The sequence below is a fragment of the Pseudomonas sp. S3_A09 genome (assembly GCF_054668065.1).
Genome location: NZ_CP162752.1, coordinates 2302519 through 2326339, shown reverse-complemented (window position 1 = coordinate 2326339; position 23821 = coordinate 2302519). Strand labels below are relative to the sequence as shown.

Annotated in this window: 20 protein-coding genes and 1 pseudogene; 12 read left to right on the top strand and 9 right to left on the bottom strand. The window is 59.5% G+C overall.

What is annotated here, in order from left to right; translation table 11 throughout:
* Positions 1–11: 11 nt before the first annotated feature.
* Positions 12–2233 (top strand): annotated as a pseudogene (gene ppk1, locus AB4N92_RS11080) (polyphosphate kinase 1).
* A 512-nt stretch (positions 2234–2745) separates the two neighbouring features.
* On the opposite strand, the gene AB4N92_RS11075 reads toward ppk1, so the two are convergent.
* Together AB4N92_RS11075 and ppx are read right to left on the bottom strand one after the other, a co-directional pair.
* Entirely contained in the window at positions 2746–3981 is a 1236-nt protein-coding gene (locus AB4N92_RS11075; RefSeq protein ID WP_236266740.1) for a hypothetical protein, read from the bottom strand.
* Between the two features lie 289 nt (positions 3982–4270).
* The gene (gene ppx, locus AB4N92_RS11070; protein WP_010207414.1) at positions 4271–5773 is read right to left on the bottom strand and encodes an exopolyphosphatase; all 1503 of its coding nucleotides are present in this window, start codon (positions 5771–5773) and stop codon (positions 4271–4273) included.
* A 444-nt stretch (positions 5774–6217) separates the two neighbouring features.
* On the opposite strand from ppx, the gene AB4N92_RS11065 reads away from it, so the two are divergent.
* The 4 genes from AB4N92_RS11065 (at position 6218) to AB4N92_RS11050 (ending at position 10753) form a co-directional block, all read left to right on the top strand.
* A complete protein-coding gene (locus AB4N92_RS11065) occupies positions 6218–6868 on the top strand; it encodes a DUF1120 domain-containing protein (protein WP_029529026.1) in 651 nt (216 codons plus the stop codon).
* Positions 6869–7052: 184 nt separating this feature from the next.
* Positions 7053–7700, top strand: a complete 648-nt coding sequence (locus tag AB4N92_RS11060; RefSeq protein WP_231501120.1) for a fimbria/pilus chaperone family protein — start codon at positions 7053–7055, stop codon at positions 7698–7700.
* Between the two features lie 7 nt (positions 7701–7707).
* Positions 7708–10224, top strand: a complete 2517-nt coding sequence (locus AB4N92_RS11055) for a fimbria/pilus outer membrane usher protein (protein WP_305375399.1) — start codon at positions 7708–7710, stop codon at positions 10222–10224.
* Positions 10214–10753 (top strand): DUF1120 domain-containing protein, encoded by a 540-nt coding sequence (locus AB4N92_RS11050; RefSeq protein WP_187516864.1) that lies wholly within the window; start codon positions 10214–10216, stop codon positions 10751–10753. The genes AB4N92_RS11055 and AB4N92_RS11050 overlap by 11 nt, the downstream gene beginning before the upstream one ends.
* On the opposite strand, the gene AB4N92_RS11045 is transcribed toward AB4N92_RS11050, so the two are convergent.
* From AB4N92_RS11045 to AB4N92_RS11030, 4 genes are read right to left on the bottom strand one after another with little or no spacing between them, the layout of a single operon-like run.
* Complete coding sequence (locus tag AB4N92_RS11045) at positions 10725–11462, bottom strand: amino acid ABC transporter ATP-binding protein (protein WP_010207409.1); 738 nt, start codon at positions 11460–11462, stop codon at positions 10725–10727. The two genes, AB4N92_RS11050 and AB4N92_RS11045, sit on opposite strands and share 29 nt — an antisense overlap.
* Entirely contained in the window at positions 11449–12099 is a 651-nt protein-coding gene (locus AB4N92_RS11040) for an amino acid ABC transporter permease (protein ID WP_010207408.1), read from the bottom strand. Before AB4N92_RS11040 ends, AB4N92_RS11045 begins: the two co-directional genes overlap by 14 nt.
* Positions 12096–12764 carry an amino acid ABC transporter permease gene (locus AB4N92_RS11035; RefSeq protein ID WP_010207407.1) on the bottom strand — a complete coding sequence of 223 codons (669 nt, stop codon included), beginning with the start codon at positions 12762–12764 and terminating at the stop codon, positions 12096–12098. The genes AB4N92_RS11040 and AB4N92_RS11035 overlap by 4 nt, the downstream gene beginning before the upstream one ends.
* 17 nt (positions 12765–12781) lie before the next feature.
* Positions 12782–13567 (bottom strand): transporter substrate-binding domain-containing protein, encoded by a 786-nt coding sequence (locus AB4N92_RS11030; protein ID WP_010207406.1) that lies wholly within the window; start codon positions 13565–13567, stop codon positions 12782–12784.
* 255 nt (positions 13568–13822) lie between these two features.
* Here AB4N92_RS11030 and AB4N92_RS11025 point away from each other — a divergent pair, with 255 nt between their 5' ends.
* The 5 genes from AB4N92_RS11025 (at position 13823) to AB4N92_RS11005 (ending at position 19054) form a co-directional block, all read left to right on the top strand.
* Positions 13823–14518, top strand: coding sequence for a FadR/GntR family transcriptional regulator (locus AB4N92_RS11025; RefSeq protein WP_010207405.1), 696 nt, complete (start codon positions 13823–13825; stop codon positions 14516–14518).
* 121 nt (positions 14519–14639) lie between these two features.
* Positions 14640–14969: a thioredoxin TrxA gene (gene trxA / locus AB4N92_RS11020; protein WP_010207403.1), complete on the top strand. Its 330-nt coding sequence runs from the start codon at positions 14640–14642 to the stop codon at positions 14967–14969.
* Between the two features lie 234 nt (positions 14970–15203).
* Positions 15204–16463, top strand: a complete 1260-nt coding sequence (rho, locus tag AB4N92_RS11015; RefSeq protein WP_003176825.1) for a transcription termination factor Rho — start codon at positions 15204–15206, stop codon at positions 16461–16463.
* A gap of 156 nt (positions 16464–16619) precedes the next feature.
* The gene (ubiD, locus tag AB4N92_RS11010) at positions 16620–18086 is read left to right on the top strand and encodes a 4-hydroxy-3-polyprenylbenzoate decarboxylase (RefSeq protein WP_003176824.1); all 1467 of its coding nucleotides are present in this window, start codon (positions 16620–16622) and stop codon (positions 18084–18086) included.
* Positions 18086–19054: a CDP-6-deoxy-delta-3,4-glucoseen reductase gene (locus AB4N92_RS11005; RefSeq protein WP_010207400.1), complete on the top strand. Its 969-nt coding sequence runs from the start codon at positions 18086–18088 to the stop codon at positions 19052–19054. Before ubiD ends, AB4N92_RS11005 begins: the two co-directional genes overlap by 1 nt.
* 147 nt (positions 19055–19201) lie before the next feature.
* Here the strand turns inward: AB4N92_RS11005 and AB4N92_RS11000 are convergent, their stop codons facing one another.
* The gene (locus AB4N92_RS11000) at positions 19202–19684 is read right to left on the bottom strand and encodes a hypothetical protein (protein WP_010207399.1); all 483 of its coding nucleotides are present in this window, start codon (positions 19682–19684) and stop codon (positions 19202–19204) included.
* A 297-nt stretch (positions 19685–19981) separates the two neighbouring features.
* On the opposite strand from AB4N92_RS11000, the gene AB4N92_RS10995 reads away from it, so the two are divergent.
* Entirely contained in the window at positions 19982–20635 is a 654-nt protein-coding gene (locus AB4N92_RS10995; RefSeq protein WP_021492624.1) for a gamma-glutamylcyclotransferase, read from the top strand.
* On the opposite strand, the gene glpT is transcribed toward AB4N92_RS10995, so the two are convergent.
* Both glpT and AB4N92_RS10985 read right to left on the bottom strand, forming a co-directional pair.
* Positions 20632–21969, bottom strand: coding sequence for a glycerol-3-phosphate transporter (glpT, locus tag AB4N92_RS10990; protein WP_010207397.1), 1338 nt, complete (start codon positions 21967–21969; stop codon positions 20632–20634). The genes AB4N92_RS10995 and glpT overlap by 4 nt on opposite strands.
* A 283-nt stretch (positions 21970–22252) precedes the next feature.
* Positions 22253–23239, bottom strand: coding sequence for an NADPH:quinone oxidoreductase family protein (locus AB4N92_RS10985; protein ID WP_042570922.1), 987 nt, complete (start codon positions 23237–23239; stop codon positions 22253–22255).
* A gap of 150 nt (positions 23240–23389) precedes the next feature.
* Here AB4N92_RS10985 and AB4N92_RS10980 point away from each other — a divergent pair, with 150 nt between their 5' ends.
* Positions 23390–23797, top strand: a complete 408-nt coding sequence (locus AB4N92_RS10980) for a flagellar basal body-associated protein FliL (RefSeq protein ID WP_010207395.1) — start codon at positions 23390–23392, stop codon at positions 23795–23797.
* Positions 23798–23821: the final 24 nt, after the last annotated feature.

Here is a 23821-nt window from a genome sequence, read left to right as displayed (position 1 = left end):
AGGAACATTCGATGAATACCGAAGGACTCTCAGAAGTTGCCGTAAAAGACGCTCACCCGGTGGTTGAACAAGTCACCGAGACCCCGCCGGAGCATGAGCCCGCCGCGCCTGCCGTGGTGGCCGAACCGCCCGTGCCGGCCCCGGTGGTCGCCGTGACCAACCTGGATGACAGCAGCCTGTACATCCACCGTGAGCTGTCACAACTGCAATTCAACATCCGCGTGCTGGAGCAGGCGCTGGACGAGTCCTATCCGCTGCTGGAGCGGCTCAAATTCCTGCTGATCTTCTCCAGCAACCTGGATGAATTCTTCGAAATCCGTGTCGCCGGCCTCAAGAAGCAGATCACCTTCGCCCGCGAGCAAGCCGGCGCCGACGGCCTGCAGCCGCATCAGGCCCTGGCACGTATCAGCGAGTTGGTGCACGGTCATGTGGACCGCCAATATGCGATCCTCAACGATATCCTATTGCCGGAACTGGAAAAACATCAGGTCCGCTTCATCCGTCGTCGTCACTGGACCACCAAGATCAAGACCTGGGTGCGCCGTTACTTCCGTGACGAGATCTCGCCGATCATCACCCCGATCGGCCTCGACCCGACGCACCCGTTCCCATTGCTGGTGAACAAGAGCCTCAACTTCATCGTCGAGCTGGAAGGTATCGACGCCTTCGGTCGCGATTCTGGCCTTGCCATCATCCCGGCCCCACGCCTGTTGCCACGCATCATCAAGGTACCGGAAGAGGTGGGGGGGCTGGCGATAACTATGTATTCCTCTCGTCGATGATCCATGCCCACGCCGATGACCTGTTCCAGGGCATGAAGGTCAAGGGCTGCTACCAGTTCCGCCTGACCCGTAACGCCGACCTGGCACTGGACTCCGAAGATGTCGAAGACTTGGCCCGTGCCCTGCGCGGCGAGTTGTTCTCGCGGCGCTACGGTGATGCGGTGCGGCTTGAAGTAGCGGATACCTGCCCGAAACACCTGTCGGACTACCTGCTCAAACAGTTCAACCTGGCCGAATCCGAGCTGTACCAGGTCAATGGTCCGGTCAACCTGACGCGCCTGTTCAGCATCACTGGCCTGGACAGCCACCCGGAGCTGCAATACACGCCGTTCACCCCGCAGATCCCGAAACTGCTGCAGAACAGCGAGAACATTTTCAGTGTGGTGAGCAAGCAGGACATCCTGTTGCTGCACCCGTTCGAGTCCTTCACACCGGTGGTCGACCTGCTGCGCCAGGCCGCCAAGGACCCGCATGTCCTGGCCGTACGCCAGACCCTGTACCGCTCCGGCGCCAACTCGGAAATCGTCGATGCCCTGGTCGACGCCGCGCGTAACGGCAAGGAAGTCACGGCGGTGATTGAGCTGCGTGCGCGCTTCGATGAGGAATCCAACCTGCAGCTGGCCAGTCGTCTGCAAGCGGCGGGTGCGGTGGTGATCTACGGCGTGGTGGGTTTCAAGACCCACGCCAAGATGATGCTGATCCTGCGCCGTGAGGCCGGTGAGATCGTGCGCTACGCCCACTTGGGCACCGGTAACTACCACGCCGGCAACGCCAAGCTCTACACCGACTACAGCCTGCTGACCTCCGACGATGCCTTGTGCGAAGACGTCGGCAAACTGTTCAGCCAGTTGATCGGCATGGGCAAGACCTTGCGCATGAAGAAGCTGCTGCACGCGCCGTTCACCCTCAAGAAGGGCATGCTCGACATGATTGCCCGCGAGACCCAGTTCGCCCTCGACGGCAAGCCGGCGCACATTATCGCCAAGTTCAACTCGCTGACGGATCCGAAGATCATCCGCGCGCTGTACAAGGCCAGCCAGTCCGGCGTGCGCATCGACCTGGTGGTGCGTGGCATGTGTTGCCTGCGCCCTGGCATTGTCGGGGTGTCGCACAACATTCATGTGCGCTCGATCATCGGCCGCTTCCTGGAGCACACGCGGGTGTTCTACTTCCTCAACGGCGGTGAAGAGCAGATGTTCCTCTCCAGTGCCGATTGGATGGAGCGCAACCTCGATAAGCGTGTCGAGACGTGCTTCCCGGTGGAAGGCAAGAAGCTGATCATGCGGGTCAAGAAAGAGCTGGAAAGCTACCTCACCGACAACACCCACAGCTGGAGCCTGCAGTCGGACGGCCGCTATGTGCGCAACACGCCGACCGGCAACCAGAACCCGCGCAGTGCGCAGGCGACGTTGTTGGAGAAGTTGGGTAGCCCGATTCTCACCGTGAATTAAAACCCAACGCGGTCAAAAAAATGTGGGAGGGGGTTTGCTCCCACATTGGTTTTCGATGTGTTTCGGTTAAGGCATTAGCAATAAATCTTTGTTATTACATCGCCAGGACTCACGCGCCCCCATCGGTAGCCACCTTTGCAGACGGTAGGATTAGGGGCATTTTTCTCTGCAGGGGACCCGGCTCCTGTTCGCTCGGTGGGTTTTTCTTTGCGTTCGAATAACTCTTCCAAAAGTCTCCAATTATTTGGATATGAGCCTCCTAGGTAATAAGTTCCGTTTACCCAAGTTCCAGCCTCAGCGGGTTTTGGCATCATTACTTGGCTAACGGCCCACATACACAGGAACCCACTGACAACCATTTTGAATTTCATGAGTGCAACTCCTTCCTTAGTACAAGCAGCGGCATAACCATTACCCAGGTCAGTTTTCACGGACTGCCGCCAATACGCAGCAGTGCTGGCGTCATAGCGCTAACCCTGTTCAGTCTTTACACGCCATGCATCCCCCGCTTTTCACGGAAGCGTCGCCGTTACAGCAATAGCGGTTTGCGTGGCATCCATGACCACACCGGCCATATGCGCGCCGTTTTTGGAGATAGCCGTCACCCGGTTGTTTTTGCCTCCGCCAATCGACGGCAGGCACACGCTTCCCGTCGTCTGCGTCCAGGTGCAACCCAGTGAGTATTGGTCGTTGGTGAGGATATTCAGCCCAACGACATTACCGCCGACGATTGCACCGGCTTCGCCCCATACGCTTCCACTCGGAAAAAGAATGAATGTGATGATCGGGATGGGAAGTGTTGAGGGTAGCCAGGTCATGTACTGGTTTCGTCCATCGGCGGTGTTCTGGGAGACCAATACCTGGCCTATCTCGTTGATATTGATAACCATGTTTTTAGACCCCGAGGATAAGGTCAGCACCAAGGGGGTGGCAGTTTTGCTGCTCCAGAATGCACTTTTCGCCACATTCACCGCCGAGTTTGGATAGAGGCATGTGCCGACGAAGCTTGAGGCCTTAGTGGCACTGTTGACTATGCAGTTAGTGGCGCCAGGGGGCAGGGGCAGGTTGGTCAGGGTATAGAACGATCCGGTTTTTTCCGCGACTCGTGCGGTGGTGTTGCCGGCATTGTTCGGGCAATTGAGCGCGATTTGGGGGGTGCCGGTGGCGGGCAGGTTGAGGTCCGCGACGGTGCAATTATCGCCCCAGTCGGACACGCGTTCCGGGGTGCTGCTACCGGTCGCATAAAACACCACGGTACCCCGGCTATCGGCGTTATAGCTTGACCCCGCCACGTCGCCTTGGTCATTGATCGCAACGCCTTTGGTGGCGACATCTTGGGGGCGTAGCAGCGGAATTAACCACGTGGAAGGCAGCGGGTTCAGTTTGGTGGGCGCGGTACTGGGGGATGTGGCTTCCCAGGTCGTCCCGAAATGCGAGTTGCTGGCGTCCCTGCAATCGCCCACTACTTTCCCGGTGTTGGACACTGCCCAAACGCGGCACGGTTGGCCGGTCGCCAGGGGCGGGAGCGCGACCTGGGATCCGCTACCGACGGCCACCCACGGAATATCGTTGGCGGTAGTGCTGGCCGGCGTGCAGTTGCCCACGGTGATGCCGCTATCATTGATGTCGATCGGCGCGCATTGCGCACCTACGGTTACGGCGAAAGGCGTCCATGTGGCTGCATGGGCGACACTCAGGCCTGTCGCATAGAGGCCTAAGCCCAGAAGGGTGATAGCCGATAATTTCATAGTGAGTCCTTCCTTGGGGTGATGCGGTCTACGGGTGCTCTGCGTTACTGCCTGTTACGCGAGAGGGGTGAGCGGGAGTAAAGATTGATCAGCAGATATGCACAACTGTCATATCTGACAGGTCTGCATGAGTGGCTAACGGGAGGGGCAAGGTGTTTTTGCGCGGGCCAATGTGTGAAGGGGCCTGCTCCCGATTGCGGTATGTCAGTCACTGGATACGTTGACTGAACCACCGTAATCGGGAGCAAGCCCCCTTCCACATTGGTTGTATGGTGTTGTCTAGATCGGGTCAGCGCAGGTTCAGGTTGAACCCCACCCGCGTCAGCCACTCGGCTTCCTGACCAAAATCCGCCTGGGTCAGTTGGTTTTCATCCAGCCAGCCTTTCGGGAACACCACGTCCAGGCTGTCGCCGTTGGCACGCAGGGTCACTTGGGGCATTTCTTGGGTACCACGAATATGGTGGAACAGGATCGCAAAGCGCAGCAGCACGCACAGGCGGATCAGCTTGATGCCTTCGTCACCGAATTCAGCGAATTTGTCCTTGGGGATGTTACGGCGATGGCCGCGCACCAGCAGGGCGAGCATTTGCTGGTCTTCGCGGGAGAAGCCGGCCAGGTCCGAGTGCTCGATCAGGTAAGCGCCGTGCTTGTGGTAATGGTAGTGGGCGATATCCAGGCCCACTTCATGCACCTTGGCGGCCCAGCCCAGCAGCTCGCGCCATACGCCGTCTTCCAGGTCCCAGTCTTCGGCCACCTGGTCGAAGGCGTGCAGGGCTTTGCGCTCCACACGGGCGGCCTGTTGCAGGTCGACGTGATAACGCTCCATCAACGAAGTGAGCGTGCGCTCACGCACGTCTTCATGGTGGTGGCGGCCTAGCAGATCATAGAGCACACCTTCGCGCAGGGCGCCGTCACAGTGGTCCATGCGTTGCAGCTCAAGGGCGTCGAAGATCGCTTCGAGAATCGCCAGGCCGGCCGGGAAGATGGTGCGACGATCGGGCTTGATGCCGTCAAAGTCGATTTTCTCGGCATCCCCCAGCTTGAACAGCTTGCGCTTGAGCCACGCCAGGCCTTCGGCATTCACTTCGCCAGTGCCGTGGCCGCCGGCTTTCAGGGCCAGGCCGATCGCGCGGATGGTGCCGGACGAGCCGATGGCTTCATCCCAGGTCAGGCGGTGCAAGGCGTGCTCGATGCTCATGATCTCCAGCCGCGCCGCCGTATAGGCCTGGGCATAGCGCGCCGGGGTAATCTTGCCGTCCTTGAAATAGCGCTGGGTGTAGCTGACGCACCCCATTTGCAGGCTTTCGCGCAGCAACGGTTCGAAGCGTTGGCCAATGATGAATTCGGTACTGCCGCCGCCGATGTCGGCGACCAGGCGTTTGCCGGGGGTGTCGGCCAAGGTATGGGACACGCCTAGATAGATGAGACGCGCCTCTTCTCGGCCGGAGATGACTTCGACCGGATGCCCAAGGATCTCCTCGGCGCGGCGGATGAAATCGCCACGGTTGCGGGCTTCACGCAACGCGTTGGTGCCGACGATTCGCACGGCACCCAAGGGCATGCCGTTGATCAACTGGGCAAATCGCTTGAGGCAGTCGAGCCCGCGCTGCATGGATTCTTCGTTGAGCTGACGCTCGTCGTCGATGCCGGCAGCCAGTTGCACTTTCTCGCCGAGCCGCTCAAGGATGCGGATTTCGCCGTTCTGGGCCTTGGCCACGACCATGTGAAAGCTGTTGGAGCCCAGGTCGATGGCGGCGATCAGGGACAGATTCTTGGCTTGGGATTGCGGCATGGTAAGGGGGTCTCGGTCGATAACCCAGCCATCGTGCCACGATCGACCTTTGGTGCCAACGCGTACCGCTTCGGTAATTTTCCTGCAGGTGTCTGTGAGGAATTCTTGTGGGAAATGTAGGGCGGTTTTCTAAGTTCAAAGAGAACGGGGATTTATCTTTGTAGGAGTTATTAACATTTCGTTGTTTTTATACTGTTTGTGATTTTGCCTACAAGGAAGCGATTAATAGCTTATTGGTTTTGTATTTGCACCTACTTCATCGTTCGGCTTGGCTCACTATTTGTTTTTACAGTTCCCACAATGACTGATGCCTAATCTGATTCTTTAGTCAGGTACAAAAACGACAGACTGTCATCCGGCAATTACGCCGTGGTGTTATTTATTTAGGCTCGGAATTTTCGGCCGTCGTAAATGCACCTACTCATTACAGATGACAGGTTGAATATGAAAAAAATGCTTGGTGTGACAGTGGGTGCTCTTTGCTTGGCCGCCAGTATCGGGGCTCATGCAACGAATGTTGCTGAACTGATTGTACGAGGGACTATCAAACCGGTGGCGTGCAACCTTAGCCTCGCCGGTGGCGGCATCGTCGATTACCAGACAATTCCCGCCTCAAGCTTGTCGCCGACGCAGTTCACGCCTCTTGCAGCAAAAACCGTGGGCTTGAACATCAGTTGCGGCCAAGCACCGGCGCAGTTTCGAGTGATGCTGAGCGACCTGCAATCCGCCAGCAAGGTGACAGGCATCCTCGGTGCCGGGTTCACCGAGGCTCAGAACTATGGCCTGGGCCTTGCCAATAGCAAGCGTACCGGTGGGTACTCCGTGACTCTCAAAAACCTGCAATCTTCCAGCGGGACCCTGACCCCTATCATGCGCAGCAGTCAGGGGGCGGCCTGGCAGAACAGTGACGGTAAAGTCGCCCAATCGCCTTCCCAGTACTCATGGCGTAGCGGCACCACTGTGGTGCCGGCATTCGTTAACAGTCTTACAGGCACGCTTGAAGTGAAAGCCGTTATCAACCGCACGCAGGATTTGGACCTGACCCGTGATGTAACGCTGGATGGTCGCACCAGTCTGTCAGTGGATTACATCTAAGTACGTCATTAATAGCCGACATAAACGCAAAGGCACTTACTTGCCTTTGTTAAGTGTCGGCTGTTTTAGCGTGTGCGTTTGTGGGTGTTCAACTTTATGGCTGTGGGGAAAATCGGTGAATGTTCTATCAATAATCGTGACGTCGTTGCTGCGCTATATAAGCTTTTGCCTTTTTTTGTGCGGTATGGCAGTCGCGGACGGAATGCAGCCCGAGACAACCGTTGTCATACTGAATGAAGAAGAAGGTGAGGCGACACTTAATGTTAAAAACACGGACCCCCGCCCTGCGTTACTTCATTCAGTCATACAAAACATACCGGAAGACCTCGAACCCTTGTTGATCGTGACGCCTCCGATTACGCGGGTGGAGGCGGGCGACACTCAACTGGTTCGCTTCATCAGTACCACGAAGAAACCGCTCAAGACCCAACGCCTGAAACGAGTTTCCTTTGAAGGCATCCCCGAGGCACGTGCGCCTGGCGGTGCGACCATTGGTATCACCCTGCGCCAGAGCCTGCCATTGATCCTGCACCCCAAAGGCTTGGCCAGGCATGACGCGCCCTGGCAGTTGCTGACATGGAAGCGTGAAGGGGATCAGTTGCGGGTCCACAACAACAGCCCTTACGTCGTGCGCCTGGGGATGGAAGTACAACTGCATCCGCAGGCAAGCGTTGCAACGTTGCCGCGAACGTACATCCTGCCGGGCGAAGTGCTGACGCTCGCGTCGGAAGACTCGGTGGCGGGCGTGGTGGCCGTGGGGATTCAACCGGCCACGGTCTACGGGTTTACGGTGGACAGTTACCGCGCGCCCGTTACGGCTGAGGCGGATTGACGGGCCTATGAAAAAAATCAGGCATACCCGTCGCTCTGCCAATAGCGTGCCGAGCACTATTTCCCAGGCTCGCTCCAGAATTCTGCTGGGGCTTGCGACGCTGTGGAGTCTGCCAGGTAGCAGCGCAGCGGTTGGGTTGGGGGAAGGTTTTGATCTGGCCGCGCTGACCTCCCTTGGGATTGATCCGCAGGTGTCTGAATACTTCCGTAGCGCAGCGCGCTTTCGCGAAGGTGTTCATGTGGTCGGACTGCGAGTCAATGGCACGCCGCTGGGGTTGGTTGACGCCCGTTTCGATTACCAGGGGCAGTTGTGCTTCACCCCTGCATTGCTGGCAAAAGCCGGTCTGGTTACCCCGTCCAAGGTTCTGCGCGAGGGCATCACCCCTGATCAGGCCTGCCATGATTTCGTTGGGGAATATCCGGCGACCATGGTGCGACTGCGCCCCAGCAGCGACGAGGTCACACTGGTGGTGCCGACCCAGTCCCTGCGTGCGCCGGAGTGGGAGGGCGGGAGTTTTTCCGAGGGTGGCGCGGCCGCGCTCTTCAACTACGACGTATTGGGTTTCGATACCCACGCGCGCAGTGGGTCAAGTCGTTTCGTGTCGGCCTATACCGAGGCGGGATTCAACCTGGGTAATTGGATTGTACGCAGCCGCCAGTTTTATGTGTCCGACAATGGCAAGACGCGCACCGAACAGGTGAATGCCTATGCCCAGCGCGATATCGCGGCGTTGCAGTCGACCTTCCAGGTGGGGCAGATTTCCACCAACAACCCTATATTCGGCGGCGTACAACTGACGGGCTTGCAGTTCTTCCCGGATGGCCAGCAGCGCTCCGGTGCGGGCGACAGCAATGTCGTCGTTGAAGGGCTGGCTCAAAGCCAGTCACGCGTCGAAGTCCGTCAGTCGGGCGCATTGATCCACTCCACCCTGGTGCCGGAAGGTCCGTTCAGGCTGACCGGTTTACCGTTGCTGAACAGCACCAGCGACCTCGACGTGAGCGTGATTGACGTGCGTGGGGCAAAGCGCAGCTTCGTGGTGCCCGCTGCGTCCTTTCTTGGTGGGGCTCCGGTGGAGCCGGGGTACTATTTTTCCCTCGGTAAGGTGCGTGAGACGACCCTCGACAACCAGCAATCCCCTGTGGTTGCCATGGGCAGCGGCACCTGGGGGTTGGGCCAGCGCTCGTCGTTGGGTTTCGGTTTGCTGAGTACCGACGAATATCAGTCGGCAGGCGGATCCCTGAGCAGTGTGTTTTTCCATCAGGTGACCGTGGGCGTGCGCCATAACCTGTCCCGTGATGCTCAAGATGAGGTGGGAGGTGCGCGGAGCACGCTGTCTTTGGGGATTCCGTTATTTGCCAACCTTGATATCAACCTGAGTGCCTCGGCACAGAGCCGTGGTTACCGGGAGGTACTGGACGCCGGCCAGGCGTCGAGGGGGTACGACCTCGATGCGCGTTTTAAGCGCCAGTACACGGCCGGTTTGAGCTGGGCGGACCCGTCCCTGGGTGGTTTCTCCCTCGGTTTCACCCGTAGCTCGCAATTTGACGGGCAATCCAACGATCACCTCTTTGCCTCGTGGAACAACACGTTCAACGGCGTGGGTGTCGCACTGATCGCCGACGCTCAGGTAGACGCGACCGCGCCTCGGAGCCTGGAGCCGATTCGGGGCGGCCGCCGCAACGATCGGCTGGACGAGGGCATGTCTGTCAGGCTGCAGGTCACGGTGCCCCTCGGGACTGATCGGAGTATGAGCACTTACGTCAGTCGTCGAGGTGACCGGCTGGATGCCGGCACCGCCCTCAGCGAGCGGGTCAACGACTATGTGAACTACGAGGTCGGTGTCGATCGGGACATGAAAGAGCGAGAGCAAAGCGTGCGCGGCCGTGTGGACGTCTTGCCGCTGTATACCCGCGTGAGCTTGGGCGTCGACCGTGATCCGTCGAACACCCATTATTCCGGCCAGCTGCAAGGCGGCATCGTGGCCCATGAGCACGGCGTGACCTTCTCGCCGTATGCGGTGCAGGACACGTTTGGCATTGTCTCGGTGGGCGATATCGGAGCGGCCAAGGTTTCGACACCCCAAGGGCCGGTATGGACCGATTTCAGCGGCCAGGCAGTGATCCCCGGGCTGCAGGCCTACAGCAACAACCATCTGCAGGTGCAGACCCAGTCGCTGCCCAAGCGCGTCGACTTGAAGAACGGGACCAAGGTGCTCGCTGCCGGTCGGGGCTCAGTCAATATTCTCAACTTTGACGTGGTGAAAGTCCGTCGTCTATTGCTTGAAGCCCAGGACGAAGAGGGCCGACCACTGCCTCAAGGTGCCGCGGTGTTCGGTGAAGACAACAACTTTGTGACCAGCGTAGTGGGCGAGGGCATGGTGTTCCTGAGCAATATCGATGGGCCGCAAACCCTGACGGTTTCACTGCCGGACGCCAAATCCTGCCGGCTGCAAGTCAATCCTGAGCAAGAGCCTGACGATGACACACTCTACGAAACCGCACCGGTGGTCTGCCATGTTCGCTAAGCGCAGGAGCCTGTGGCTGGTGTGGGTGGTCCTTGTGGCGAGCCAGGCGCAAGCCGACAACTGCCGGATGACCTTGAGCGAGCCCCGGGTCGATTATGGGGTGATTCGTCCTTCGCAAGCGACCTCCGGCCGGGCGACAGTGACGCTGGACACGCCACGTACGCTGCACCTGAGCGTGCTTTGCACGAATGCTTCGACGATGGCGCTGCGTTTCAGCGGTGTCGCCGCCGATGCCCAAGGCTTTCAGTTCGGGCGGCAAGGGCGTTTTACCTTGAGCCTGAGGCAGGCTCAGGTCGACGGCAGGCCGGTATCGTGGCAGCCCGATGAAGCCGGCAACGGGCAGCTGTTACCGGGTCGTGCGTTGTATGCGAGCGCAGGCGGTGCGCCGGTGACGGGCCGTCGGTTGACGGCGCAGGTGGAAATAGCGGTTCAATTGCCGGCCAATGCCCTCTCGGTCCGTCGAGAGGTGCTGCTGGAGGGGCATGGCCAGTTCGAACGGGTCAGTGCGACTGTTCCGTCGAACCAATGAAGTTGGCCAGCTCGGCGGTTTGCGGGCTGGCGAACAACACTTTGGGGTCGCCTACTTCATGCACCTTGCCCTGGTGCATGAACACCAGCTTGTCGCCGACTTCACGGGCGAAGCGCATTTCGTGGGTCACCATGATCAGGGTCATGCCGTCCTTGGCCAGTTGGCGCACCACGCTGAGCACTTCGTTGACCAGTTCCGGGTCGAGGGCCGAGGTGATTTCGTCGCACAGCAGCACCTTGGGCGACATGGCCAGGGCGCGCGCAATCGCCACGCGTTGTTGCTGGCCGCCGGACAGGCGATCGGGGAAGGCGTCGAACTTTTCGCCCAGTCCGACGCGCTCCAGCATTTGCTTGGCTAATTGGGCCGCCTTGGCCTTCGGCACTTTCTGCACCACTTGCGGCGCAAGCATCACGTTTTCGCCGACGGTCAGGTGCGGGAACAGGTTGAATTGCTGGAACACCATGCCGACTTTCTGCCGCAGGCTGCGCAGGTCGGCGCGGGCGGCGTCGAGGTATTCGCCATCGACTTCGATCACCCCGTCGTTGATCGACTCCAAGCCATTGAGGGTGCGCAGCAAGGTGGATTTGCCCGAACCGCTGCGGCCGATGATCGCCACCACCTGGCCTTCTTCGACGGTCAGGTCGATGCCCTTGAGTACATGGTGATCGCCGTAATACTTATGCAGGGCGGAAATTCTAAGCAGAGGCATGCAGTCTCCTTTCCAGGTAGCGCGCACTGAGGGACAAGGGGTAACAGAGCAAAAAGTAACCAAGGGCCACCAGGCCGTAGACCATGAAGGGTTCGAAGGTAGCGTTGGCGAGCATGCCGCCGGTCTTGGTCAGTTCCGTGAAGCCGATGATCGAGGTGACGGCGGTGCCTTTGACCACCTGCACCGAAAACCCCACGGTAGGCGCGACGGCAATCCGCAGCGCCTGGGGCAGGATTACGTAGCGCAGTTGCTCCAGCGGGTTAAGCGCCAGGCTGGCCGAGGCTTCCCATTGCCCGTGGGCGATGGAGTCGACGCAGCCACGCCAGATTTCGGCGAGATAGGCGCTGGTGAACAATGTCAGGGCAATCGCCGCCGCCAGCCAGGGCGAGATATCCACACCGAGCAGGGCGATACCGAAAAACACCAGGAACAGTTGCATCAACAGCGGCGTGCCCTGGAACAGTTCGATATAGGTGCGTGCAAGGTTGCGCGGGAAGGCTTTGCGGCTGATGCGCATCGTCATCACCAGCAAACCGATCACACCGCCGCCGACAAAGGCCACCAATGACAGCAGCAAGGTCCATTGCAGGCCCGTGGCCAGGTTGCGCACGATGTCCCAGAAGGAAAAATCACTCATCGGCTGTTCCTCATCACGAAGCGGCGGCCGATCCAGTTGAGCAACTGGCGAATCATCAACGCCATACACAGATACACCAGCGTGGTCAGGGCATAGGTTTCAAAGGCGCGGAAGTTGCGCGACTGGATAAAGTTGGCGGCAAAACTCAGTTCTTCAGTAGCGATCTGGGAGCACACCGCCGAGCCGAGCATCACGATGATGATTTGGCTGCTCAGGGCCGGCCACACTTTGCCCAGCGCCGGCAGCAGCACGACGTGGCGGAAAGCTTCGAAGCGTGTCATGGCCAGTGCGGCGGCGGCTTCAAGTTGTCCGCGCGGAATAGCCTGAATACCGGCGCGGATGATTTCCGTGGAATAGGCGCCCAGGTTGATCACCATTGCCAGCACGGCGGCTTGCCACTCGGTGATCTTCAGCCCCAGGGACGGCAGGCCGAAGAAGATGAAGAACAACTGCACCAGGAACGGCGTGTTGCGGATCAACTCGACATACACGCCGAAGCACCACGCAAACGGCTGGATCTTCCACGCCCGCACCACGGCGCCGACGGTGCCCAGGGCTACACCGAGGATGGCGCCGATGGCCGTCAGCTCAAGGGTAAACAGCGCGCCACGCAACAGCAGATCGGTATTGGCCAGCACTGGCACGAAGTCAAATTGATACGCCATGAGTCAGCTCCGTCGCTTCAGAGATCGGCGGGCAGTGGCTCTTTCAGCCATTGCATAGCGTTCTTTTCCAGGCTGCCGTCGGCTTTGGCCGCGACCAGGATCTGGTTGACCTTCTCCAGCAGCGCCGGCTCGTTCTTGTTCACGCCCACGTACACCGGCGAGTCCTTGAGTTTCACTTTCAGCGCGGGCACGCGTTTCGGGCTGCGCTCGCTGATAGCCACCATCACTACGTTGCCGCTGGCGATCAGGTCGACTTGGCCGGCGAGGTAGGCGGCGATGGTGGAGTTGTTGTCTTCGAAGCGCTTGATGGTGGCCTCCTTGGGTGCCACGGCGGTCAGCTCGATGTCTTCAATGGCGCCACGGGTCACGCTGATGGTCTTGCCCTTGAGGTCGTCGGTGCTGCTGATGGCCGCTTCAGGCGGGCCGAACACGGCCAGGTAGAACGGTGCGTAAGCCTTGGAGAAGTCGATGACCTTTTCCCGCTCGGCGTTCTTGCCCAGGCTGGAGATCACCAGGTCGACCTTGCCCGTGGTGAGGAAGGGAATACGGTTGGTGCTGTTGACCGGGGTGAGTTCCAGCTTGACCTTGAGTTGGTCAGCCAGCAGCTTGGCGGTGTCGATGTCCAGGCCGCGGGGCTTCATGTCAGGGCCGACCGAGCCGAAGGGCGGGAAGTCCTGGGGCACGGCGACCTTGAGGGTGCCACGGGCGACGATGTCGTCCAGACCGTTGGCCTGGGCGGGTGCCTGGCTCAGCATCAGGCTGGCAAACAGGGCAGTAAGCAGGGCGCTGTAGCGCTTGGTCATGGCAACTCTCCGAGAAGGGCGAAGGAATTTTCTGGATTAGCTCAGTGCATAGCCCATGCCATCACTCTCAATAAAGCCTGCAAGCCAGGGATTTATTGCGTTGCGATGGTCAGACTGGTCTGAACAGTTCGTGGGTTTTTCGCACCCTTTTCGAGCGTCGGCAAAACCTCGCGAGCCCCTTTGGGGCGTGGCTTGCCGCCGACGGCGAATAGCTTTACAACTAGCCGCTCAGTTGACTGGAACCTCGAGTTTTCTATGAATTCCATCGCCCAAGCCGTACCGGAAGCGGCCCTGCAGGCCATTCGCAAACTGATCAAGGACCAGGGCTTCGGGCCGGGCGATGCCTTGCCGTCGCAACGGGATCTGGCGGTGCAACTGGGGGTGAGCCGAGCGTCGTTGCGCGAGGCGTTGTCGTCCTTGAGTGCCCTGGGTGTGGTCAGTGTTCAGCCTGGCAAGGGTGTGTTCGTGCAGGCGGCCGAGGAGTCGCCGGGGTTTACCTGGCCCTTTGCGGCTCAGGCCACGCCGCTGGATATCTTCCAGTTGCGCTATGCGCTGGAAGGGTTTGCGGCGGGGTTGGCGGCGGTGACGCTGACTGTCGATGAGCTGGACAGCCTGGAAGATAACGTCGAGGCCATGCGCAAGGTGCTCAAGGCCGGCGACTTTGAAGCCGCTGCCCGGCTGGACTTCGAATTCCACCAGCGCGTCCTGCTGGCCAGCGGTAATCAGGCGATGGTGAGCATCCTGAGTGCCAGCGCCGAGGTGTTCCTGGAGAGCCAGAAGCTACCGTTCATCCGGCCGGAGCGGGCCATGGAAACCTGGCAGGAACATCGCAGGATCCTGCGCGCCCTGGCCCGGCGCGCCAGTGCGGCGGCGCAGAAAAGCATGCAGGAACACGTGCGCAATGCGGCGTTGCGCACGGGCATTGCCTTCGTGACTCCCGTCACGCCGTGAGTTGGGCTATACCCAAACTCATGCACTGCCATAGCAAGACTCAATCAGAGGCGGCTTCCTGAACGGTGGAAGGGCGGCTATGATGGGCCACGTTTTTTTTGCTTACAATCCGGAGACATCCATGAGCAACGATCTTATCAAGCACGTCACCGACGCGACCTTTGAGGCCGAAGTACTCAAGGCTCAAGGCCCGGTGCTGGTTGACTACTGGGCTGAATGGTGCGGCCCTTGCAAAATGATCGCTCCAGTCCTGGACGACATTGCGACCACCTACGAAGGCAAGCTGACCATTGCCAAGCTGAACATCGACGACAACCAGGAAACCCCGGCCAAGCACGGCGTGCGTGGTATCCCGACCCTGATGCTGTTCAAGGACGGTAACGTCGAAGCGACCAAAGTAGGCGCGCTGTCGAAGTCTCAGTTGCAAGCGTTCCTTGACGCGAACATCTAAGCGTCGTCAAAAAGGCCCCGCAAAATAGCGGGGCTTTTTCGTGAAACAGGGCTAGACGCTCCGAAACTCAGGTGGTACATTCGGCCCCGCACTGGTTTCTCCACTGCCCCCTGCATGCCGTCGCCGACGCACTCCTTTTCGATTAGTACGCGATCCTGTCGCCTTCTCTGCGGCGCGGCCTCATTAAGCCAAAAGCTTAATTTCCCCCTCCATAAATGATTACGTCATTCCTATATGAATCTGACTGAACTCAAGCAAAAGCCGATTACCGACCTGCTCCAGCTGGCCGAAGAAATGGGCATAGAAAATATGGCCCGTTCGCGCAAGCAGGACGTGATTTTCTCCCTGCTGAAAAAGCACGCGAAAAGCGGCGAGGAAATCTCCGGTGATGGCGTGCTGGAGATTCTCCAGGACGGCTTCGGCTTCCTCCGCTCTGCTGACGCCTCCTATCTTGCCGGCCCAGACGATATCTACGTCTCGCCGAGCCAGATCCGTCGCTTCAACTTGCGCACCGGTGACACCATCGTTGGCAAGATCCGCCCTCCGAAGGAAGGCGAGCGTTACTTCGCCCTGCTCAAGGTCGACACGATCAACTTCGATCGTCCCGAGAACGCGAAGAACAAGATTCTCTTCGAGAACCTGACCCCGCTGTTCCCGACCGTGCGCATGAAGATGGAAGCCGGTAACGGTTCCACCGAAGACTTGACCGGTCGTGTGATCGACCTGTGCGCCCCGATCGGCAAAGGCCAGCGTGGTCTGATCGTTGCACCGCCGAAAGCCGGTAAGACCATCATGCTGCAGAACATTGCAGCGAACATCGCGCGTAACAATCCTGAAGTTCACCTGATCGTGCTGTTGATCGATGAGCGTCCGGAAGAAGTGACCGAAATGCAGCGCACCGTGCGCGGCGAAGTGGTTGCCTCCACGTTCGATGAACCGCCAACCCGTCACGTACAGGTTGCCGAAATGGTGATCGAGAAGGCCAAGCGCCTGGTCGAACACAAGAAGGACGTGGTGATCCTGCTCGACTCCATCACCCGTCTGGCCCGTGCCTACAACACCGTGATCCCGAGCTCCGGCAAGGTATTGACCGGTGGTGTCGATGCCCACGCCCTGGAAAAACCGAAGCGTTTCTTCGGCGCCGCGCGGAACATCGAAGAAGGCGGCTCGCTGACCATTATCGCCACCGCATTGGTTGAAACCGGTTCGAAGATGGACGAAGTGATCTACGAAGAGTTCAAGGGTACCGGTAACATGGAACTGCCCCTGGACCGTCGCATCGCGGAAAAACGCGTGTTCCCGGCGATCAACATCAACCGCTCCGGCACCCGCCGCGAAGAGTTGCTGACCGCCGACGACGAACTGCAGCGCATGTGGATTCTGCGCAAGCTGCTGCACCCGATGGATGAAGTGGCTGCCATCGAGTTCCTGATCGACAAGCTGAAAACCACCAAGACCAACGACGAGTTCTTCCTGTCGATGAAGCGTAAGTAATACGACGTTTCAGGTCCGAAAGAATGGCGCCCTCAGGGGCGCCATTTTTTTTGTGCCGTTTTTTAAGCATTCTCCGTAACCAAATACATCGCGATAAGCTGCCAGCCGCCGCCATAGCAGGTAGGATGTACGCCTATTTTACGGGTGGCATGGTTAATGAAATTCAAGGATCTTCGGGATTTCGTGCAGCAACTTGAGCAGCGCGGAGAGTTGAAACGTATCCAGATGCCGATTTCCCCGGTGCTGGAAATGACTGAGATTTGCGACCGTACCTTGCGTAACAAGGGCCCGGCGCTGCTGTTCGAGAACCCGACCGGCTTTGATATCCCGGTGCTCGGCAACCTGTTCGGTACGCCCGAACGCGTGGCCTTTGGCATGGGCGCCGAGTCAGTCAGCGAATTGCGCGAGATTGGCAAGTTGCTGGCCTTCCTCAAGGAGCCCGAGCCGCCCAAGGGGCTCAAGGATGCCTGGTCGAAGCTGCCGATCTTCCGCAAGATCATTGCCATGGCCCCCAAAGTGGTCAAGGACGCGGTGTGCCAGGAAGTAGTCATTGAAGGCGATGATGTCGACCTGGCCATGCTCCCGGTGCAAACCTGCTGGCCTGGCGACGTCGGCCCGCTGATCACCTGGGGCCTGACCGTCACCAAAGGTCCGAACAAGGATCGCCAGAACCTCGGTATCTACCGCCAGCAAGTGATCGGCCGCAATAAGGTGATCATGCGTTGGTTGAGCCACCGTGGCGGCGCGTTGGACTTCCGCGAATGGTGCGAAAAACACCCCGGCAAGCCGTTCCCGGTCTCCGTGGCACTGGGTGCCGACCCGGCCACCATCCTCGGCGCCGTGACCCCGGTGCCCGACAGTCTGTCCGAATATGCCTTCGCCGGCCTGTTGCGCGGTAACCGCACCGAACTGGTGAAGTGCCGCGGCAACGACCTGCAAGTACCGGCCACTGCCGAAATCATCCTGGAAGGCGTGATTCATCCGGGTGAAATGGCCGATGAAGGCCCGTACGGCGACCACACCGGCTACTACAACGAAGTCGACAGCTTCCCGGTGTTCACCGTCGAGCGCATCACCCACCGGATCAAGCCGATCTACCACAGCACCTACACCGGCCGTCCGCCAGATGAGCCGGCTATCCTGGGCGTGGCGCTCAACGAAGTGTTCGTGCCGATCCTGCAGAAGCAATTCCCGGAGATCACCGACTTCTACCTGCCGCCGGAAGGCTGCTCGTACCGCATGGCCATCGTGACCATGAAGAAGTCGTACCCAGGCCACGCCAAGCGGGTAATGCTCGGTGTGTGGTCGTTTTTGCGACAGTTCATGTACACCAAGTTCGTTATTGTCACCGATGACGACATCAATGCCCGCGACTGGAACGACGTGATCTGGGCCATCACCACGCGTATGGACCCCAAGCGCGACACGGTGATGATCGACAACACGCCGATCGACTACCTCGACTTCGCCTCGCCGGTGTCGGGCCTGGGTTCGAAGATGGGCCTGGACGCCACCCACAAGTGGCCGGGTGAAACCACCCGCGAGTGGGGCCGGGTGATCGTCAAGGATGAAGCCGTCACCGCCCGTGTCGATGCGATCTGGAAAGAATTGGGAATAGATTGATGCGAGTAACCCTGCAACCTTCCGGCGCCGTGCTGGAGCTGGTCCCTGGCGAGCGAATCCTCGAAGGCGCGCGCCGCCTGGGCTACGAATGCCCCCAGGCCTGCCGCAACGGCGTGTGCCATGTGTGCGCCGCGCTCTTGGTGGAAGGCCGGGTGCAGCAGGCCGGTGAAGTGCGTGATCACGGCGAGTTCTACACCTGTATCGCCGAGCCGCTGGAAGATTGCATTGTGTTGTGGGATGGCGTGCTGGCGCCGGGAGAGTTGCCGTTGCGCAAGTTGTCGTGCCAATTGAGTGAATGCGTTGAGGTGGGTGGCGATGTGTGGCGCGTGCGCCTGCGTGCGCCGGCCGGCAAGGCGGTGCGTTACCACGCCGGGCAATACCTGATGATCGAGCGCGAGAACGGTGAGCAGTCCGCGTTCTCCCTGGCCTCGGCACCCCATGCCGGCCGCGAGCTGGAGCTGCATGTGCTGGCCCGCGAGGACAGCGCGCGCACCTTGCTTGCGCAACTGCAACGCAACCAAATGGCTCGCGTAGAGCTGCCTTTTGGGGATACTCACCTGGCCGAGCTGCCGGACGGGCCGCTGGTGTTGATCGCCGCTGGCACCGGCATGGCGCAGATGCACAGCCTGATCGAGCATTGCCGCGCCTCCGGCTTCAAGCACCCTGTCCACCTGTACTGGGGCGTGCGCCGTCCGGAAGATTTCTATCAGATCGAACACTGGGACCAGTGGCTGCAACTGCCCAACCTGTTCCTGCACAAAGTCGTCAGCGACCTGTGCGGTTGGGAAGGGCGCTGCGGGCTGTTGCATGAAGCGGTGTGCGAAGACATTGCCGACCTCAAGTCGGTGCACGTCTACGCCAGCGGTTCACCGGCGATGATATACGGCACCCTGGATGCGCTGGTGGATGCCGGTATGGACGCGCACCAGATGCGTGCGGACGTGTTTGCTTACGCCCCTCGGCCCTAAAACGATCACCTGCATCACGGATGTACGCTGATCAAACTGTGGGAGCGGGCTTGCTCGCGAAAGCGGTGGGTCAGTCAGTGCATGTGTCACTGAACCACCGCATTCGCGAGCAAGCCCGCTCCCACAGTGGACTGCGTCGTGTCTGTGTCAGAAGCGCACGCCTGTGGTCACCATCGCGGCATTGAACCCCAGCAACACTAATTCCGCCGCCACTGGCCCGTAATGGGTGCCCACCGACGGAATGATCACCGGCGCTACGCCAAAACGGTTCAACGGGATCTTGTCGCGGTACTTGCCGCGATAGCCCTGGATCGCCCCGCCCGTCAGCTTCACATACACCGGGTAGTCGGCCATATCGTAGCGCTTGCCTGCGTACGCATAGTACGAGCGCTGCCGGAACGAGTTGCGAAACGTCGCCCCGCCATACACAAAGCCTGACGCTTCATTGCGTTCCAGGCCGATCAGGTCCTGGTTGTTGTTGTGCTCGGGGTCGGGCGCAAAATGCCGGGTGTAGACGCTCGTCTGTGCGTACCAGAAGCCTTTGTCGTCATCGGTTGCGGGTATTTCGCCCGCCAGTGCGGTGGTGGCCTGGGCCAGGAACAGCAGGCCAGGCAGTCGGAATCTTTTCATGGGTACGACCTCGATAGTCGGTGTGATGGACGGCTAGGTGGGTCGTGATGGGTGTGCACTATTTTGACGGTTTGGTGCGCTCCCAGGCTGAACCGGGGCTGAAAGTGACGGAATTGGCACGCGTAATGCTGACGAATGGCTGTCGGGCATATATCCGTACTTATTCACTTACGGTATTTAGTGTCTTATACAAATGTCCTTAAGCTATATCTGAGACAGGCGGCTTATTGCTGCAGGTTTTATTACGGTAAAGTTGCTTACAACTGGTAATACATAGGAGGCGTAACGCTCTTCGTCATGACCGCCATTGAAACTGATCTTTTGCAATTGGCTTACCCTCCGCGGCTCGATCTTGGGCCGCAACTCACTCACGAACAGTTAATGAGCTCGATGCAGGCCACCATGGCCCTGCATAAGGGTGGGCCGGTCTGGCTTTTCGCTTATGGTTCGCTGATCTGGCGCCCTGAATGCTCGTCGACCGAGCGGATGCGGGCACGGGTTCATGGTTATCACCGGGGCCTGTACCTGTGGTCCCATGAGCATCGGGGAACACCGGAAATTCCGGGGTTGGTCTTTGGGCTGGATCGCGGCGGCTCCTGCAGCGGGTTTGCCTACCGCTTGCCGGAAGATCAGCTGGAGGCCTCGCTCTACGCTTTGTGGCAGCGCGAGATGCCTTATCCCTCCTACCGGCCGCATTGGCTCAGTTGCCGTCTCGAAGATGGCAGTACGGTGCAGGCGTTGGGATTTGTCTTGGAGCGGCACTTGCCCAGCTATGCCGGCAACTTGCCCGACGTTGTGCTGAACCATGTGTTGCAGAGCGCTTGCGGGCGTTACGGCACGACTCGCGATTATGTCGAGCAGACCGTCAACGCCCTGCGTAGCCACGCCATGCCAGATAAGAACCTGGAGGCGCGGCTCAAGCGTTGTGCAAAGAGTTGCTCAGGCGGTTAGCGCGCCGAGCTGACGCTGTTGGTGTGCCACAGCGTTGGGATCAAGAAGGCGATGGCCAATAGACACGCGCCGATCAGCAACACGAAACCACCGTCCCAGCCGAAATGGTCCACGGTGTAGCCCATGGCCGCACTGGCCGCCACCGAACCCCCCAGATAACCGAACAGACCGGTGAAACCCGCGGCGGTGCCGGCGGCTTTCTTCGGTGCCAGTTCCAGCGCCTGCAGGCCGATCAGCATCACCGGGCCATAGATCAGGAAGCCAATGGAGAACAGCGCGATCATGTCGACCATCGGGTTGCCCGGCGGGTTGAGCCAGTACACCAGGGTCGCCACGGTCACCAGTGCCATGAACACAATGCCGGTGAGGCCACGGTTGCCACGGAAGATCTTGTCCGACATCCAGCCGCACAGCAGGGTGCCCGGAATACCGGCCCACTCGTAGAAGAAGTACGCCCACGACGACTTGTCGACCGTGAAGTGCTTGGCTTCTTTCAAGTAGGTCGGCGCCCAGTCCAGCACGCCGTAGCGCAGCAGGTAGACGAATACGTTGGCGAAGGCGATGTACCACAGCATTTTGTTACGCAGCACGTATTTGACGAAGATTTCCTTGGCGCTGAATTCGTCTTCGTGGCTGGCGTCGTAACCTTCCGGGTAGTCGTTCTTGTACTTCTCGATAGGCGGCAGGCCTACCGATTGCGGGGTGTCGCGCATGGTAATGAAGGCAAACGCCGCCACCAGCAATGCCACGGTGGCCGGCACGTAGAACGCCGCATGCCAGTCGTTGAACCAAGCCATGCCCAGCAGGAACAGCGGACCGATCAGGCCGCCGCCGACGTTATGCGCCACGTTCCATACGGAAACCACGCCGCCGCGTTCTTTCTGCGACCACCAGTGCACCATGGTGCGTCCACTTGGCGGCCAGCCCATGCCTTGGGCCCAACCGTTGATGAACAGCAAAATGAACATCATGGTCACGCTGGACGTCGCCCAAGGTGCGAAACCGAAAATGAACATCACCCCGGCGGAAACCAGCAGGCCGAAGGGCAGGAAGTAGCGTGGGTTGGAGCGGTCGGACACCAGGCCCATGAGGAACTTGGACAGGCCGTAGGCAATCGCAATAGCCGACATCGCCAGGCCGAGTTCGCCTCGGGTATAACCCTCGTCGATCAGGTAGGGCATAGCCAGGGAGAAGTTCTTGCGCAGCAGGTAGTACCCGGCGTACCCGAAGAAAATGCCGGCGAAGATCTGCCAGCGCAGGCGTCGGTAGGTACTGTCTATTTTTTCTTCAGGCAGGGGCGCCTGATGTGCGGCAGGACGAAAGAAAGCAAACATTCAAGAGCTCCAAATTTCTTGTTTTGACTGCGGATGCGAATGTTACAGTTTCGTTACCGAAAATAGCATCGCCTCTTATCTGCAAACACAGGAAATGAGAGCAATTGCATGTTCTCTTATGAACATGTCGCGATTAGATAAGTGCTGGTCGTGATTGAGTTTGTGAGACGCTGGAGATCCAAAGGTAGGAGCGGGCTTGCTCGCGAAAGCGGTGGGTCAGCCAGTGCATGTGTCACTGAACCACCGCATTCGCGAGCAAGCCCGCTCCCACATTGACCGCATTTCACATCGTTGAGCGAGTTTGCACGACTACCTTGCCCACCGCCTTGCGCTGTCCCAAATCATTAATTGCCTGGGCGGCCTGTTCCAGCGGATACACCTGGGACACCAACGGCTTCAACTTGCCCTCGGCATACCACGTGAACAGCTGTTGGAAATTTGCCGCATTGTCCTGCGGCTGGCGCTGGGCAAACGAGCCCCAGAACACCCCAACCACCGCCGCGCCCTTGAGCAGCGCCAGGTTCACGGGCAGCTCCGGAATTCGCCCGCTGGCAAACCCCACCACCAGCAAACGGCCGTTCCAGGCAATGGCGCGGATCGCCTGATCAAACAGGTCGCCACCCACCGGGTCGTAGATCACATCGGCGCCGTTGCCGTCGGTGAGGCGCTTGATTTCGTCTTTCAGGCTGGCTTCGCTGTAGTTGATCAGCTCATCGGCGCCGGCGGCCTTGGCCACTTCGAGTTTATCGGCGCTACTGGCAGCAGCGATCACCCGTGCGCCCATGGCTTTGCCGATTTCCACGGCGGCCAGGCCCACGCCACCGGAGGCGCCGAGTACCAACAGGGTTTCGCCGGGTTGTAGGTTGGCCCGTTGTTTCAGCGCGTGCATGGACGTGCCGTAGGTCATGCTGAAAGCCGCTGCAGTGTTGAAGTCCATGCTCGGTGGGATCGGCAGCACGTTGTAGCTGGGCACTGCGACTTGCTCGGCAAAGCTGCCCCAGCCCGTCAGCGCCATGACGCGGTCACCGACGTTCAAGTGGCTGACCTTTTCCCCCACTTCACTGACCACGCCCGCCGCTTCGCCACCCGGCGAAAACGGGAAGGGCGGTTTGAACTGGTACTTGCCCTCGATGATCAGCGTGTCCGGGAAATTGACCCCGGCGGCATGCACGTCCAACAGGATCTCGTTCTTCTTGATCGTTGGGCTTGCGACATCTTCCAGCACCAGGGTTTCGGCAGGGCCGAAGGCTTTGCACAGCACAGCTTTCATCGGACTATTCCTTTTGGCGTCGTGGCCGATAAGTGTAGGAGGGCAGGCGCGTGGGTCAACAAGCATGCCCCGGCCTGATAAGCCGCCATAAGCTTGTGCTCAGCCTTGCTAGCGTTATGCTACCCGGCAACCGAATTTGAGGAATGAACTGTGAAAGCGTGGATCCTGTTGATGCTGGCCCTGACTTTGCCGATGGCAGCCCAGGCCGAAGAAGCCAAAGAAGGCGAGGCGCCGAAGGTCAGCTATATCAGCCTGAGCCCGCCGTTCGTGGGTAACTATGGCCTGGATGGCACGGCGAAACTCAAGGTATTCAAGGCCGACATCGCTTTGCGCGTGACGGGCGCCGAAGCGGCGGCACTGGTGAAAGCCAATGATCCATTGATCCGCAACCAGCTGGTAGCGCTGTTCACCCAGCAGACCAACGAGGCCATGAGCACCGTCGAAGGCAAGGAAAAGCTGCGCCAGGAAGCGCTCAAGCAAACCCAACAAGTGATGAGCGACGAGACGGGCAAGCCGGTGGTGGAAGACCTGTTGTTCAACAACCTGATCATCCAGTAATCCACCTAAGCCCCATGGGGCCTG